The following is a 14,510-nucleotide window of genomic DNA, read 5'->3' as shown; positions in this document are numbered from 1 at the left end:
ACTCCCCCTATTCGTTATCGGCGAGCACCGCAACCCCTGGCAGTTCTTTTCCTTCCATGAATTCCAGGGAAGCTCCGCCGCCCGTAGAAATATGTGTCATTTGTTCCGCTACGCCTGCTTTTTCAACAGCCGCTACCGAGTCTCCGCCGCCGATGATGGTCGTACCCGAGCATTCCGACATCGCCTTCGCTACACCGATCGTACCTTGGGCAAATGCATCCATTTCAAACACACCCATCGGTCCGTTCCATACGACCGTTTTCGAGTCCACAATCACTTTGTGGTACTGCTCTACGGTTTTCGGGCCGATATCGAGTGCCATCCAGCCATCTGGAATCGCATCGATACTCACCGTTTGCTTCTCCGCATCGGCTGCAAAACGGTCAGCGACTACCACATCTACTGGCATGAGCAGAGACACGTTGCGCTCTTTTGCCTGAGCCATCAGCGTGCGGGCCAGATCCAGCTTATCGTCTTCACACAAAGAAGCACCGACACGCAAGCCCTGTGCTTTCAAAAACGTATTCGCCATGCCGCCGCCGATAATCAAATGATCGACCTTGGTCAGCAGATTTTCGATGACAGCAATTTTATCTTTCACCTTTGCTCCGCCGACGATCGCCGTAAACGGACGCTCCGGACGGGAAAGAGCTCCACCCATAAAGCGGATTTCCTTTTCCATCAACAGTCCTGCTACAGCCGGTATGTAATTAGCGATCCCTGCTGTAGAAGCATGGGCGCGGTGTGCGGTACCAAACGCGTCATTAACAAACAGATCAGCCAGCGCTGCAAAACTTTTTGCAATTTCCGGATCGTTCTTTTCTTCCCCTGCATGGAAGCGTACGTTTTCCAACAGAATGACGTCTCCTGCTTCCATTTGCTGCACGGCTGCTTCCACTTCTGCTCCGATGGAGTCATCCAGCTTCTTTACGTCTTTCCCCAAAAGAGTAGACAGATGGGCAGCGACCGGGGTCAGACGCATCTCTTCCACTACTTGCCCTTTAGGACGGCCAAAATGGCTTGCCAGGATTACTTTTGCCCCTGCTTCCACCAGGAATTGAATGGTCGGCACGGCAGCACGGATGCGTGTATCATCGGTGATAATCCCGTCCTGCATTGGCACGTTGAAGTCGACGCGGCAGAATACACGCTTGCCTGCCAGTTCAACATCGCGGATAGATTTCTTGTTCATGAACGATCCTCCCAAATCATTGGCTTTTTATTCGTAAAACAGATATGGGAAAAGGGAGATTGCTCTCCCTTTTTTTCCACAACAGTTCTATTTTATCTGTTACAAGCCGCGCTGCGCAACAAAATGACACAAGTCTACAACACGATTTGAGTAACCCCATTCATTATCGTACCAAGATACTACTTTGACCATGTTTCCTTCTAGGACCATAGTAGACAAAGCATCGATTGTCGAGGATGCTGGGTTCCCATTGTAGTCGGAGGATACGAGCGGCGCTTCGGAATAGCCGAGGATGCCTTTGAGTGGACCCTCTGCTGCTTCCTTCAACGCCTGGTTCAGTTCATCAACCGTTACATCTGCTTTCAGCTCAGCTACCAGATCCACAACAGATACGTTTGGAGTTGGTACGCGCATAGCGAAGCCGTTCAGCTTGCCTTTCAGCTCAGGCAGTACGAGTGCCACTGCTTTTGCTGCCCCTGTAGAGGTAGGGATGATATTCTCAGCCGCTGCACGCGCACGACGCAGATCTTTGTGCGGCAGGTCGAGAATTTGCTGGTCGTTGGTATAGGAGTGGACGGTTGTCATCAAGCCGCGCACGATGCCGAATTTGTCATTCAGAACTTTCGCAAAAGGTGCCAGGCAGTTCGTAGTGCAAGATGCGTTGGAAATCACAGTGTGCTGTGCTGGATCGTATTTATCTTCGTTTACGCCCATAACCACGGTGATGTCTTCATTGGTAGCAGGTGCGGAAATGATGACTTTTTTCGCTCCACCTTCCAGGTGCTTCGCTGCATCTTCGCGTTTTGTAAAACGCCCTGTGGATTCTACCACGATCTCTACGCCGTAGTTCGCCCATTTGAGCTGAGCTGGGTCGCGTTCAGCAAGAACCTTGATTTCTTTTCCGCCTACGATCAGCGAGTTTTCGCCTGCTTCTACATCCAGATCAAGCACGCCATGAACCGTATCGTATTTGAGCAGATGGGCCAATGTCTGTGCATCAGTCAGGTCATTGACTGCCACGATTTCCACATCTGGATTGTTCAGCGCTGCACGAAACACGTTGCGACCAATGCGTCCAAAACCGTTAATACCAACCTTTACCATAAGGAATACCTCCCACTAGTTATATCGCTTTTTTATTGGTTATTGAGCCCCCCTCCGTGTTGAAATTTCGGGAGGCAACAATCGTTACAATCGGCAACAGCAAGGAAAAGAACAGGTACGGCAGTGTTTCTACCGTAGATACACCCAAGGCGATGGAAATCACCATCGCCAGCCCATTCCAAGGGATCAGAACAGGCATGACCAGTGTCGTGTCCATCATCGTTTTCCCCAAAAACACTCGTCCGTCGTTCCACTGCGAGAAGCGGTGGAGCAAGGTAGATCCGAGCACGAGGATCGGGATCGTCTGATTGCAGCTGATGATGACGACCAACAGCGACAGGGCTGCAGCCTTCGCTACCAGAACCGTGCTCTTTTTCGTAGATCCCATCATCTTGTCAACGATGGGGGTCAAGAGGTTAGCCCTGTTCAAAATTCCGTTCAAAAATCCTGCAAGAATGATCAGGATGAGTACACTAATAATCGACAGCATCCCGCCACCGTGTACCAGCTCATCGAGTGACGTGCCTGAGTGCAGCTCGTAGCCGTAAAGCATGGAGCCTGCAAACGTCTTAACGTCAGGAGCCGCCGTCACAAACACCAGAATGGCACTGGCAACAATTCCGTAAAGCAGGGCGACTACCGCTTTTACTCGAAAGGCAAAGGAAGCGATCAGCACAATCAGCGGCAGCATGAGCAGCCAGCTGATGGCATAATGACGCAGGAGAAGCTCCTGGTACATCTGAATGGTATTGCTCGAGCCAGCCTGTGACCGAAAAAGATCGAGCACCAGGTACAGTACCCCACAAATACCTACGGTCAGCCATGCAGGGCGTCGCGTCTGTCTGTCCTGCTCTTCTGTCATTCCTACGTTGGACAATACCAGCAAGCGGCTGCTGGAGATGGGCGAGAAACGCTCACCAACCATCGCTCCAGAGATTAAAGCGCCTGCGACCATTCCCTGTGAAATGTCAGCAGCATGCGCGATCCCCATGAGCGACAAGCCGACGGTACTCAGTGTTCCCACAGACGTCCCGAGCAAATAGCTCACGGCCGCAGTCATGAGAAAAGCAAGGACCAGCAGGTAGTCAACATTGACGATGGAAAGCCCATAGTAGATGATAGCGGGAATCGTACCTCCCATCATCAACAGCGGAATCAACAGCCCGACCAGAAACAGGATCATCAGAACAGGCTTTGTCTGTTTGACGCCTTCCCACCCAAAGGCAAATTGTGCTTTCCATGAATAGCCAAGCTTCACTACACTAACCAGTGTGACCAAGATCGCGAAAACAATCCCCAGCGCGAGCGGAAAACCAATCGTCAAGCTGAGCACGATACCTGCGATCAGCGAGAAAATCGGGAGCATCGCTGCCATAGGCATTTCAATCAACTTCCTTCCTTTTATACAGTCATGTAGACAACAGAGACCTCGCAGCCCCTTCATCTGTGATAAGTACATTCTGACATGACTGTTTGGCAAAGGAAAGAATCGCTTTTGCCTTGCTTTCGCCACCCGCGATGGATAGCACTTTCTCCGCTTTGTGAACCTCCTCCAGCTGCAATCCGATGGTCGGCATGCGCTGGACCGTCACTCCCGCCTCATCAAAGTAATACCCAAACGCCTCTGATACCGCTCCAGCAGCCTCCAGCTCCTGAAGCTCATCCTCGGAGTAGTTCCTCCGTTTCGCCATCGTCATCGCGTCACCGATCCCATGCAAGACGATGCGCGCCTCTCCCAAGAGCGAAAGGACGTCTTGTACCTGCGGCTCCTTGAGCAGTGTCTGCAGCGCTTCTGGATGGAGTCGGTCAGGCACGTGAAGCAGTCGGTAGGTAGCCCCCGTCTTTGCCGCCATCGCAGAGGCAAGCGTATTTGCCTGCAGCTCCACTCGCTCTCCAAGGCCGCCGCGAGCCGGTACAAACTGGACGGAGCGGAAAGCAGCGGATGGCGATAAATGCTTCGCTACACTGGCTATGGAGGAGCCACCTGTAACCGCGACGATATCTCCCTCGGAGATGACCTGCTTGAGTACGCGAGCTCCCACGCGTCCCAGCTCTTCCTTCACCCAGGGTGACTGATCGGCATTGCCTGAGACGACGATGACTTCCGCGATCCCCAGCTTTCGCTGCAAGCGCTCAGCAAGATCTGTCAGACCAAACAATTCGCCTACCATCGGCTCCATCTCATCCAACACCTGCATGCCTTCTTCACTGAGACTCATACCCGCTGCAGTCACATGGAGCAGTCCTGTCTCTTTTAAAAGATCCACTTCTGCTCGCAAAATCCGCTCGGTCGTACCCATTTCCTGAGCCAGGCCCCTTCTGCCAATCGGCTGCAGGTGATAGATCGAGCGCAGCAGCATGTATCGGTCGCGCAAGATAGGAATCAGGTCGGGCAAAAGCTTTTGTTGCAACTCAAGTAATCGGCGCATAAACCTTCTTCCTTGTGTGTGTGGATGGGCTATTCTTATTACGGGACGTTTTTTGTCCCTCTATATACATTTTATGTCCCGCGTGGTGCAAAAAAAAGAAATCTCGCTACAACACGAATGTAGCACATCTCCTAAAAACTTGCAAGACCTCCCCAAGCCCACTTGACGTGGGGAGACCTTTTACTTGCTGGTCCTGCGCGTCAATTCCTGATGCAGCTCTTGAAATGTCACGACATGCGTCACGGAACGGAAAACAATCTCCCCGTCGATCGCCACTACAGGAATGACCAGCATCATCTCTTCGTGCAGCACTGGATCACTCTCAATATCAACCACCTGCAGACGAAGCGGAAACTCCTTTGCCAAAGTGCGGATCAAGAGCTCCACCTCGTCGCACAGGTGGCATCTGTTTCTTCCATAGAGAACTATGTCCATCACTCGTTCTTGTACCAAACGTTAAAACCTCTTTCTTTTTGCGGACGACGGAATCATCATTTCTTCCCGGTATTTAGCAACCGTTCGGCGAGAAATCTCGATCCCCTCTGCCTGCAGCATTTCTCCCAGCTTTTGATCGGACAGCGGTGCCTTCCGGTCTTCCTGCTCGATCAAGGCCTTGATTCGCCGCTTCACACTCTCTGATGAGGTCGCTTCCCCGCTCGAAGTAGAGAGCGCAGAGGTAAAGAAGTACTTCAGTTCAAATATACCCCTTGGCGTTTGCACGTATTTATTGCTCGTCGCCCGACTGATGGTCGACTCGTGCAGATTGACCTTTTCCGCAATTTCCTTTTGTGTCATCGGCTTTAAGAAATCGATCCCGCGGTCAAAAAAGTCCTGCTGCATTTCGACGATCGCCTGGGTCACGCGCATGAGTGTCAGCCTACGCTGCTCCAAGCTTTTCGCCAGCCACATCGCCGCATTCAGCTTTTCGTGAATGAACTGCTTGGCTTCCTCCTGGCTCTTTTGCTGATTCAGCATTTTTTCATAAAAGCTGTTGATTTTCAGGCGAGGTGTCGCAATGTCATTGACCAGGACCACATACTCGTTTCCTACCTTTTCGACGGCTACATCCGGGATCACATAGCGTGTATCGGCGTGAGAGTACGCTGCACCCGGACGCGGATTTAGTGTACGCACCAGATCCGCCATCGCCTGCACGTCCAAAGGGGTACATCCGACCTTATCGGCGATGCGCTGGTAGCGATTATCCGCCAGATCCTGCAAGTGGAACTTCACCACCTGGACGATCTTTTCATCATCGAGGGCCAGGTGTTCCAGCTGCAGCAGCAAGCATTCCTCCAAGCTTCGCGCCGCGACTCCGACCGGGTCAAAGTGCTGCAGGATCGACAGCACGTCTTCGATCTCCAAAAGATCCGCTCCCAGCTTGGCGCTCGCTTCCTCGAGCGTGACCTCCAAGTATCCCTTTTCATCCAGATTTCCGATCAAGAACAAAGCAATTTTCTTTTGCAGCGGAGTAAAGCCTTTTACATACCCGAGCTGGCGTTCCAGGTGCTCATACAGGCTATCCGACCCTTGATGGACAAAATCGAGCGGATTGTAAGTGCTTTCATTTTTGGTTGCAGTGTACTCGCCTGATGCCCGATTCCCTACAATTTCCTTCCAGTCAATTTCCGGCGTCGGCTTTTCCGCCTTGGCTGAGGCCACTTCCCGCGGTGCTTCCAGATCGAAGACTGGATTTTCGATGGCCTGCTCCTGCAAATAGGAAATCAGATCGACGGCAGAATACTGCAATATGGTAATCGCCTGACGCAGCTCCGGCGTCATCACTAGCTTCAGCGTCTGTTCTTGAAACAATCCCAGTCCCATGTTCATGAAGAAATCGCCCCTTTCCTCTTTCCGGCACTTCCTCTAGCTGCTTTTCGTCTCTCGTCTCTATTGTCATTATATTCGTTCTCTCTTGCAATTTTCCTGCCAATAAATGAATACCTAGCGGAAAAAAGTGGCCCATCGATCAAGGCCACTTTTCTGGAGGATTTGCGTTTATTCTCTTTTGCTTCTATATAACAGGTACATAAAGAAAGGGGCACCCACAGCAGCCGTAAAAACACCAGCGGGCACATCCAAAGGTACAAACAGCGTCCGCGCTGCCAAGTCCGCCAACAGGACAAAGAGTCCACCCAATAGCGCAGAGGTCGGCAGCAGGGCACCGTAGGACGAGCCTACCAGCTTGCGTGCCATATGAGGCGCCATCAGGCCCACGAAGCCGATTCCTCCGGCAATCCCTACGGCAGCAGCTGCCAGGGCCACACTGACCGCGATGAGGATCAGACGCTTCCTTTCGACCCGCACCCCTACGCTTTTGGCAATATCATCTCCCAGCTCCTGCACATTGAGCGTACGCGACTGGATGATCGTCACCAGCAAAAAGCCGACTACCCATGGCAAAAGGGTAAGAACATGATCCCAGGAGGTTCCATAAACCGTTCCCGACATCCAGCCAAGCGCTTGAGATGTCAGATACAGCGGACCCGAGATCATAAAGTAAACGGACAACGCTCCCATCGCCGCCGAAATGGAGACACCGATCAAGGCAAAGCGAAACGGCGACAGCCCCCGCTTCCAAGCCGTCACATAAGTCAGCGAAGCTGCGAAAAAGCCGCCGATCAAAGCTACCAGGGGCAGCCAATGAATGCTGTAAGTCCCATTGGAAAAAGCGATAAACGCAACCGCAGCAGCAGTTGCTCCATTTGTCGTCCCGATCAAGTCAGGTGAAGCCAGAGGATTGCGGACGAGCGCCTGCAAAATGGCTCCAGAAACAGCCAGCGCGGCACCGACCATGACCGATACCAGAATGCGAGGCAGACGCAAATTCACAACGACGAGCTGGAAGGTGCTGTCCCCCATCCCGACTAGCGATTTCAGTACTTCCGACACCGGGATGCGAATGCTCCCCAGCCCAATACTTGCCACAATAGCCACAGCAAGCAGGCCAATGAGCATGCCGATAATCACAAAAGAACGAACGTGAATCTGAAACGAAAGCAAAGGCTTTTGGCTGCGAACGACCGCAAATTTACTCATGCGCCCTCCTCCTTACGATGGCGATGACAAACGGCACGCCGATGACAGCCGTAGCCACTCCTACAGGTACTTCCTCCGGCATCAGCAGAAAACGGGATACCAGATCCGCCAAGACGAGAAACATGCCCCCTATGACCACACTGTAAGGAATCACCCAGCGATGGTCTATCCCCACCAGATAGCGGCAAATATGCGGAATTACGATCCCGACAAAGCCGATGGGTCCCGTGAGCGCAACCGAACCCCCTGCGAGAAGGACGACGACGATCACGATACAAGCCTTCACCCAGACAATTTTTTGTCCGAGGCTCTTCGCGACATCATCGCCGAGGGCCATCAGATTTAAAGAGCCAGCCAGAAAAATGGAAAGGATCCATCCAGTCACAAGATACGGAATAATCATCTGGGCGTGGCGCAAATCTCTGCCTGACACGGACCCTACCAGCCAGTAGAGCGCTTCTTCCATCGTCTTATCGTCAATGAGCATAAACAGCGAGGTCAAAGAGGACGCAAACGCAGCGACTGCCGCGCCAGAGAGTGTCACTTTTACGGGAGACATCCCTCCTCTTCCTGCAGAACCAAGTATGTAGACGATCAAGGCAGTCAAGGCAGCGCCCAAAAATCCTACCCACATCATCTGCGTAAAGGTAAATACGCCTCCGAACACAAACAAGGAAACGACAATCAGCAGCGCCGCTCCCGAGTTGATCCCAAAAACGGAAGGGGAAGCGAGTGGATTGCGGGTCAAAGCCTGCAAAAGGACTCCCGCCAATGCCAAGCTCCCTCCTACAAAGGCTGCTGCGATCGCTCGAGGAACCCTCGTATGCAAAATGATGAGCTGCTCGTTGCTCCCGGTAAAGCTGGTATACGCTTCAATCGCGGTCGCAATGCGAAAGTTTTGGATACCGTACAGGACACTGGCAACCATCGCTAAACCCAGCAAGACGATCCCTACAACTAGAACAACCGACTTTTGAACGCGGCTGTGCAAAAGAAATTTCACGGCTGTTCCCTACTTTCTTCCCACGCAATTTCCTCTCATTGTAAGCTGTCTATTTCCAGCTAGTCAATGAGATTGATTATTGTTATCAAAAAAATCATTGACATGCCTTTTCCTTAATTATACAGTATGACTTGTATAATCAATAATGAATATCACTCTCAGGAGGTCGTCCACCATGCTTACTCCTCGTAAGCCAGTCTTTCGGGTCTTATGCTCCCTCGGCTTGTCTTTGATGCTGTTTGTCACAGGCTGCGGCTCAGGTAGTCAAAATGCTACAGGCGGTCAGAATGCCGCAAATAGTCAGCCAGCAACAGCAGCAACAACAGCACCCGCTTCAACTCCCGCTTCCAGCGATACCAGCTCGGAAGTGAGAAAGATTAAACATGCGATGGGAGAAACCGAGCTTAAAGGGGATCCCCAGCGCGTTGTAATCCTCACCAACGAAGGAACAGAAGCCCTTCTCAGTCTCGGCGTCAAGCCCGTAGGAGCAGTCAAGTCCTGGCAAGGCGAGCCCTGGTATGACCATATTAAAGAGCAAATGCAAGGTGTCACCGATCTCGGCGAGGAAACCCAGCCCAATATCGAACTGATCGCCAGTCTGAAGCCGGATCTGATCATCGGCAACAAAGTACGTCAGGAAAAAATCTACTCCCAGCTTTCCTCCATCGCACCGACCGTATTTGCCGAGGACCTGTCCGGAAGCTGGAAGATCAACTTCAAGCTTTATGCGGAAACGGTGAACAAAAAGGCGGAGGGCGATAAGCTTCTGGCCAGCTTTGATCAAAGAGTAGAGGAAGCGAAAACCAAACTGGGCGAAAAGACAAAGACGAAGGTATCGATCGCCCGCTTCTTGCCAGGAAAAGTCCGCCTCTACATGAAAGACACGTTTGCAGGCGTGCTGTTCAACCAGCTCGGCTTTGCACGTCCGGCTTCTCAGGATAAAGATGAATTCATGCAAGTCATCGCAAAAGAACAAATGGCGGAAGCCGATGGCGATGTCCTGTTCTACTGGGTCTCCGACTACGATGATAAAGCGGCAGCGACTTACCGTGACGAATGGGTCAATGATCCCCTTTGGAAAAACCTGAGCGTTGTAAAAAACAATCAAGTCTTTCAAGTCAATGAAGTCATTTGGAATACAGGCGGCGGCATCCTGTCCGCCAACCTGCTGCTCGATGAGATCGTGGCACACTTTTCGAAGTAAGATCACGTAAAAGCAAAAACAAAAGGGGCAACGTCACGGCGCGGCTGCCCCTTCCCTTTTCCTTGAATGAGTTCACCCTCACGAAAAAATTGAACCAAAAGCAGGTTTTTTGTTTGCATTTGGCTCAGAAGATGTCTTATAATGGGTAAGTATCACTATTCCATACCATACGCCTGTAGCTCAGTGGATAGAGCAATGGTCTCCGGAACCATGTGCGGGGGTTCGATTCCCTTCAGGCGTACCATTGAAGTAATGAGAAGACTGGATGATTCCAGTCTTCTTTTGTTTTCCTTACCCTTGTTTATTTGATTTCCCCGAAGATCCTCTCCACGTCTTTTACCATCAGTTCAGCAGCCAGAATACCTCCTGAGGAGTTCCAGATCGCTTCGTTCACCAGGTAAGTGCGTCCTGTCTTAACCACCTTCATGTTTTGCGCGAGTGGATCGCTGAGCCATTCCTTTGCGGTTTTGGTCGCTCCGTCATCGCCTTCACGATCGGAAGTAAAGTAGAAGAAAACATCCCCATCCAGCAGGTTGATCTGCTCTTTCGCTATGTCTTGCGTGAACTCATCCTTGTTTTGTGCCTCCGGTCTTGCAAATCCGATCTTATCCAGAATGACGCCAGCGAAATTGTTTTTGAGGTATGCACGTACTTTGCCAGGCTGGAAGCGAGCCATGGATACCTGCATGTTTGTTTTATCCCCGAGCTTCGTTTTCGCTTCCTCGATCGTTTTGTTGAAAGCGTCGAGTACGGCCTTTCCTTCTGCCTCCTTGTTCAGTGCCTTTGTGTACAGCTCAAAGTTCTCGATCATGCTGTCACCGAGATTTTCAGTAAATACGGTAGGAGCGATGGACGAAAGCTGCGTGTAGATTTTCTCTTGGCGTACCTTCGTACCGAGGATCAGATCCGGCTTCAGGCTCGCGATCAGCTCCATGTTCGGCTGCGTTTCATCCCCTACTACTTCCACTCCGCCCATTTGATCCTTGATGTGATCGTACCACGGGTCACCGATCCACGATTTGACGGCCCCTACCGGCTTGATTCCCAATGCGAGCAAGCTCTCCGTCCCCTGTGTGGTCAACACGACAATGCGCTGTGGTGTACCAGTAATCTTGGTTTCTCCCATGGCATGCGTGATCGTTCTCGCCTCTTCTGCGGCTGGCGCTGGGCTTTCCTTGGCTGCAGGTGCTTGTGTTGCCTCTGGTGCTGGAGCCGTTGTCTGACTCCCGCACGCGGATACGAGCAACGATAATACGACGAGCAGCATCGCTGTGATTTTTCCTTTTGTGAAAGCTCTGGTAAACATGAATCTTTTCCCCCTAGCATTTTTCGTTAAAAATGAATATCATTATCAGTTAAAAAGACATAAAAAAAATAGAACATCCTGTCCCGACATCCCTGCCCCCTCCTCTGTTCTCCCGATGCGCATGCGGCAGATCAAATGTTACAATTGTAACACTAATATAGATTTCCCTCGTTTTCAAATGATTTCACGCAAATCAGAGGGAAAATAGACAAACGAAAGGATTTGTCACTCTACCATGGTTACCCAGCCCACTCGATCTCAGCAATCAAGAGAATGGATCATCCTGGCACTGCTCCAGTTAATGGAAAACACCCCTTACTCCCAGCTCTCCATTACCGAAATTGCGCGCAAGGCTGGTCTGGCAAGACAGACCTTTTATCGCAATTACCAAGATAAAGATGATATTTTGTTTGACTATTTATGCCAGCTTTATGCGGAGTTCTGGCTGAAAGCAGATGAGCCCAATGTTCTGGACGAAACTATGTTTATCTCGTTGTTTCGCATGTGGAAGGAGCATGCGCCTGCCTCCCTTGTAACCAACATTAACAACCGGGACCGGAAAATCAGGCAAATCATCTTTCGAAGCCTGGAATACGTCATTTCTGAGCTCGTCCAGCCTGACTCGGAGGCAAAGAAGCCATTTCCTCTGGAAGGACTGGATTACTATGCCCAACGCTCTCTTTCCTCCACCCTGCACGTCTTGCTAACCGAGTGGACTTTGCGCGAGTTTCGCGAGACACCGGAGGAAATCGGACAACTCGCCTTCCAGCTGACTAGCTCGATGCGGGTCTTGCTGTAAACGTTGCAATAAGAAAACCTCTATCGAGGCCTGCTCAAGGAGGAGCGACCGCGTTTTAGTGGAAAGTTTTCATGCGCTCCAGAATTCATAAGCATTACGCTTATAAATTCTTATACGTTGGAAAAAGCCTGCAGCAGCGGCCGCAGGCTTCTATATGTGAAAGCTATTGATCCAATTCTTTCTGAATACCCTCTTTACCCGGTAACGGATCGATCCGCTCCGACTTGCGGGAGTAAGCTTTATTCGTGACCCAGAGGGTGCTTCCGATAATTAGAACGAATATAATGACCACCACTACAAGAAAACCCGTTGTCATCCACAATCCCCCCTGTCTTTCTATTTCTCTTCATTATACCTGATTTCTACGCTGCAGGATGTTACTTATTTAATCCAATCTCGTGAATTTCAAATCACTCTCGATAATTCCGTCCTTGGCGATAGGAAAAAGACCTCTTCAAAGCGAATAGTTACGACATCATCCATCACAGTGCATTACACCACCCCACTGACAAGGCAGGGAACCAACAATGGACAAGCTCACTTCCTCCTTTTCATGGAAAAGGAAGAGATCCAAAAAGCAATTATCCACGCAACGGCTTTCCGATCAGCTTCTTCGTGCCTTTTTTCACTACACGACGGATGCGATTTCATTCAGTGATATGGACAACACGCTCATCTTGATCAATCAAGCTTTTGAACACAATTACGGATGGACAATGGACGATCTAAAGGAAACACCCTATTGTTTCATCCCGGGGGATCTGAAGGTGGAAGCCCATCAGCTCTTTGACGCAGTACGCACAATGGGGGTACAAATCACCAATTTCGAAACCGTTCGCCAGCGCAAAGACGGATCCCTGATGGATGTGAACCTGACGATTGTCCCCATTTTCGACGAGCATGGGACCATTATCGGTTCTGCTTGCACCGCTCGCGATATTTCGGATCGCAAAAAAGTCGAAGAAGCCTTGAAGCAGAGCGAGACCAAATATCGCCTGCTGATCGATCATACCCAAGACATTATTACGATTTTCAATCCCGCCATGGAACGCATTTATATCTCACCATCTGTCGAGCAGCATCTCGGTTATTCGCATATGGAGTTCCAGTCCTCAAGTCGATTGCTGCTCGTTCATCCTGACGACATGCCTCTTATGCGAGCTTGCCACCAGCAAATCATGGCAACCAAGCAGCAAGTCCAGTTTGAAGTTCGCTCCCTAAGCAGAGACGGTTCACCCATTGTGTTTGACACACGCGGCTTCCCCATCCTCGATGATCAGGGACAGGTGGAAAACATCATGTTCGTCGCACGCAACGTAACGGAACGAAAGTATTCCGAGGCTGCCCTGCTCCGAAGCGAAGAGAAAAACAGGATCATCCTCGAGCACACCGACGATTTCATCATGATTACCGATAAACAGGGAGAAATCCTGTACCTGTCGCCCTCACATGAACGAGTGCTGGGGCGCCGTAAGCTCATGTCACAAGTGACGCTGGAGCGCGTACATCCCGATGACCGCGATCTTTTCATCAAGCATTTCAACCAGTTGATCCATTATCAAAAAGCAGGAACGTACGAATTCCGCTATCAATGTGAGAACGGCAAGTGGATTGTCTTAGAATCCAAAGGGGTACCGATCATGACCAAGGATAATGAATGCGACGGCTTCATCTTGGTATCCCGCGATATTACCGAGCGCCGAAACAATGAAGAGCTTTTGCGCAAAGCAGAAAAGCTTTCCGTCATCGGAGAGCTGGCGGCAGGAATCGCCCATGAGATCCGCAATCCCTTGACCTCTCTAAAGGGCTTTATTCAGCTGCTGTATCCGACTCTGCAGGACAACAAGCTGTACGCCGACATCATGCTATCCGAGCTCGAGCGAATCAATCTCATCGTCAGTGAGCTGCTGATCTTGTCCAAACCGCAGAATCTGCAGATCAAGCCGATTTCCCTCGTGGTTCTGATGCAAAACCTGCTGGCATTGCTCGCCTCGGAGGCCAACCTGAAAAATATACGGTTCCAGACCTCCTTTGGCAAATGCCCCCCTATCGCTGGTGAAGAAAATCAGCTGAAACAAGTATTTATCAACATTATAAAAAACTCGATCGAGGCCATCGCAAGTCAAGGCCAGGGGGAAATCCGTATCTCTACCCGCTTGCTGCCCAATCGTCACGTCTTGGTCAGACTGGCTGACAACGGTTGTGGGGTACCCGAGGAATTATTGTCCAAGCTGGGCGAGCCGTTTTTCACGACCAAAGAAAAGGGAACGGGTCTTGGCCTGATGATCAGTAACAAAATCATCAAGGATCACAATGGCACCTTTCAAATCACCAGCAAAAAAAATCAGGGAACCGTCGTAAAAATCACCCTGCCGATTGTCGACGATGACATTGGGTCATCCTAACAAGGTACGATTCCTTAGGGCAATGGGAG

Annotated in this window: 13 protein-coding genes and 1 tRNA gene; 4 read left to right on the top strand and 10 right to left on the bottom strand. The window is 50.8% G+C overall.

The window, feature by feature from the left end:
- Positions 1 to 7: 7 nt before the first annotated feature.
- The 8 genes from EDM59_RS30025 to EDM59_RS29990 all read right to left on the bottom strand — a co-directional run bounded on the left by EDM59_RS30025 (position 8) and on the right by EDM59_RS29990 (position 8,767).
- Positions 8 to 1,192 (bottom strand): phosphoglycerate kinase, encoded by a 1,185-nt coding sequence (locus tag EDM59_RS30025; protein WP_122926941.1) that lies wholly within the window; start codon positions 1,190 to 1,192, stop codon positions 8 to 10.
- Between the two features lie 99 nt (positions 1,193 to 1,291).
- Complete coding sequence (gap, locus tag EDM59_RS30020) at positions 1,292 to 2,296, bottom strand: type I glyceraldehyde-3-phosphate dehydrogenase (RefSeq protein ID WP_122926940.1); 1,005 nt, start codon at positions 2,294 to 2,296, stop codon at positions 1,292 to 1,294.
- A 19-nt stretch (positions 2,297 to 2,315) separates the two neighbouring features.
- Positions 2,316 to 3,677, bottom strand: coding sequence for a Na+/H+ antiporter NhaC family protein (locus tag EDM59_RS30015; RefSeq protein ID WP_122926939.1), 1,362 nt, complete (start codon positions 3,675 to 3,677; stop codon positions 2,316 to 2,318).
- Positions 3,678 to 3,705: 28 nt separating this feature from the next.
- Entirely contained in the window at positions 3,706 to 4,725 is a 1,020-nt protein-coding gene (locus tag EDM59_RS30010) for a sugar-binding transcriptional regulator (protein ID WP_122926938.1), read from the bottom strand.
- Positions 4,726 to 4,905: 180 nt separating this feature from the next.
- Positions 4,906 to 5,160, bottom strand: a complete 255-nt coding sequence (locus tag EDM59_RS30005; protein ID WP_122927011.1) for a glutaredoxin family protein — start codon at positions 5,158 to 5,160, stop codon at positions 4,906 to 4,908.
- A gap of 21 nt (positions 5,161 to 5,181) precedes the next feature.
- Positions 5,182 to 6,555, bottom strand: a complete 1,374-nt coding sequence (gene rpoN, locus EDM59_RS30000; RefSeq protein WP_122926937.1) for an RNA polymerase factor sigma-54 — start codon at positions 6,553 to 6,555, stop codon at positions 5,182 to 5,184.
- A gap of 168 nt (positions 6,556 to 6,723) precedes the next feature.
- Complete coding sequence (locus EDM59_RS29995; protein ID WP_122926936.1) at positions 6,724 to 7,764, bottom strand: FecCD family ABC transporter permease; 1,041 nt, start codon at positions 7,762 to 7,764, stop codon at positions 6,724 to 6,726.
- On the bottom strand, positions 7,757 to 8,767 hold the full coding sequence (locus EDM59_RS29990) for a FecCD family ABC transporter permease (protein WP_122926935.1): 1,011 nt from the start codon (positions 8,765 to 8,767) through the stop codon (positions 7,757 to 7,759). The genes EDM59_RS29995 and EDM59_RS29990 overlap by 8 nt, the downstream gene beginning before the upstream one ends.
- Positions 8,768 to 8,942: 175 nt before the next feature.
- On the opposite strand from EDM59_RS29990, the gene EDM59_RS29985 reads away from it, so the two are divergent.
- Positions 8,943 to 9,971, top strand: a complete 1,029-nt coding sequence (locus EDM59_RS29985) for an ABC transporter substrate-binding protein (protein ID WP_246011301.1) — start codon at positions 8,943 to 8,945, stop codon at positions 9,969 to 9,971.
- 169 nt (positions 9,972 to 10,140) lie between these two features.
- A tRNA-Arg gene (locus EDM59_RS29980) sits at positions 10,141 to 10,215 on the top strand.
- Between the two features lie 57 nt (positions 10,216 to 10,272).
- On the opposite strand, the gene EDM59_RS29975 is transcribed toward EDM59_RS29980, so the two are convergent.
- Positions 10,273 to 11,277: an ABC transporter substrate-binding protein gene (locus EDM59_RS29975; RefSeq protein ID WP_122926934.1), complete on the bottom strand. Its 1,005-nt coding sequence runs from the start codon at positions 11,275 to 11,277 to the stop codon at positions 10,273 to 10,275.
- A 235-nt stretch (positions 11,278 to 11,512) separates the two neighbouring features.
- On the opposite strand from EDM59_RS29975, the gene EDM59_RS29970 reads away from it, so the two are divergent.
- Complete coding sequence (locus EDM59_RS29970; RefSeq protein WP_122926933.1) at positions 11,513 to 12,076, top strand: TetR/AcrR family transcriptional regulator; 564 nt, start codon at positions 11,513 to 11,515, stop codon at positions 12,074 to 12,076.
- Positions 12,077 to 12,239: 163 nt separating this feature from the next.
- On the opposite strand, the gene EDM59_RS31270 is transcribed toward EDM59_RS29970, so the two are convergent.
- Positions 12,240 to 12,392: a hypothetical protein gene (locus EDM59_RS31270; protein WP_175530592.1), complete on the bottom strand. Its 153-nt coding sequence runs from the start codon at positions 12,390 to 12,392 to the stop codon at positions 12,240 to 12,242.
- A 211-nt stretch (positions 12,393 to 12,603) separates the two neighbouring features.
- On the opposite strand from EDM59_RS31270, the gene EDM59_RS29965 reads away from it, so the two are divergent.
- Positions 12,604 to 14,481 (top strand): PAS domain-containing sensor histidine kinase, encoded by a 1,878-nt coding sequence (locus tag EDM59_RS29965; protein ID WP_122926932.1) that lies wholly within the window; start codon positions 12,604 to 12,606, stop codon positions 14,479 to 14,481.
- Positions 14,482 to 14,510: the final 29 nt, after the last annotated feature.

Source organism: Brevibacillus nitrificans, from assembly GCF_003710965.1.
In the GTDB taxonomy this organism is placed as follows: domain Bacteria; phylum Bacillota; class Bacilli; order Brevibacillales; family Brevibacillaceae; genus Brevibacillus; species Brevibacillus centrosporus.
This window is presented reverse-complemented; position numbering and strand designations above follow the sequence as displayed.

What these genes read in the sequence shown, in the direction of transcription:
- EDM59_RS30025 (WP_122926941.1), bottom strand. Translation starts at nt 1,192, where the DNA reads ATGAACAAGAAATCTATCCGCGATGTTGAACTGGCAGGCAAGCGTGTA.
- gap (WP_122926940.1), bottom strand. Translation starts at nt 2,296, where the DNA reads ATGGTAAAGGTTGGTATTAACGGTTTTGGACGCATTGGTCGCAACGTG.
- EDM59_RS30015 (WP_122926939.1), bottom strand. Translation starts at nt 3,677, where the DNA reads ATGCCTATGGCAGCGATGCTCCCGATTTTCTCGCTGATCGCAGGTATC.
- EDM59_RS30010 (WP_122926938.1), bottom strand. Translation starts at nt 4,725, where the DNA reads ATGCGCCGATTACTTGAGTTGCAACAAAAGCTTTTGCCCGACCTGATT.
- EDM59_RS30005 (WP_122927011.1), bottom strand. Translation starts at nt 5,160, where the DNA reads ATGGACATAGTTCTCTATGGAAGAAACAGATGCCACCTGTGCGACGAG.
- rpoN (WP_122926937.1), bottom strand. Translation starts at nt 6,555, where the DNA reads ATGAACATGGGACTGGGATTGTTTCAAGAACAGACGCTGAAGCTAGTG.
- EDM59_RS29995 (WP_122926936.1), bottom strand. Translation starts at nt 7,764, where the DNA reads ATGAGTAAATTTGCGGTCGTTCGCAGCCAAAAGCCTTTGCTTTCGTTT.
- EDM59_RS29985 (WP_246011301.1), top strand. Translation starts at nt 8,943, where the DNA reads ATGCTTACTCCTCGTAAGCCAGTCTTTCGGGTCTTATGCTCCCTCGGC.
- EDM59_RS29975 (WP_122926934.1), bottom strand. Translation starts at nt 11,277, where the DNA reads ATGTTTACCAGAGCTTTCACAAAAGGAAAAATCACAGCGATGCTGCTC.
- EDM59_RS29970 (WP_122926933.1), top strand. Translation starts at nt 11,513, where the DNA reads ATGGTTACCCAGCCCACTCGATCTCAGCAATCAAGAGAATGGATCATC.
- EDM59_RS31270 (WP_175530592.1), bottom strand. Translation starts at nt 12,392, where the DNA reads ATGACAACGGGTTTTCTTGTAGTGGTGGTCATTATATTCGTTCTAATT.
- EDM59_RS29965 (WP_122926932.1), top strand. Translation starts at nt 12,604, where the DNA reads ATGGACAAGCTCACTTCCTCCTTTTCATGGAAAAGGAAGAGATCCAAA.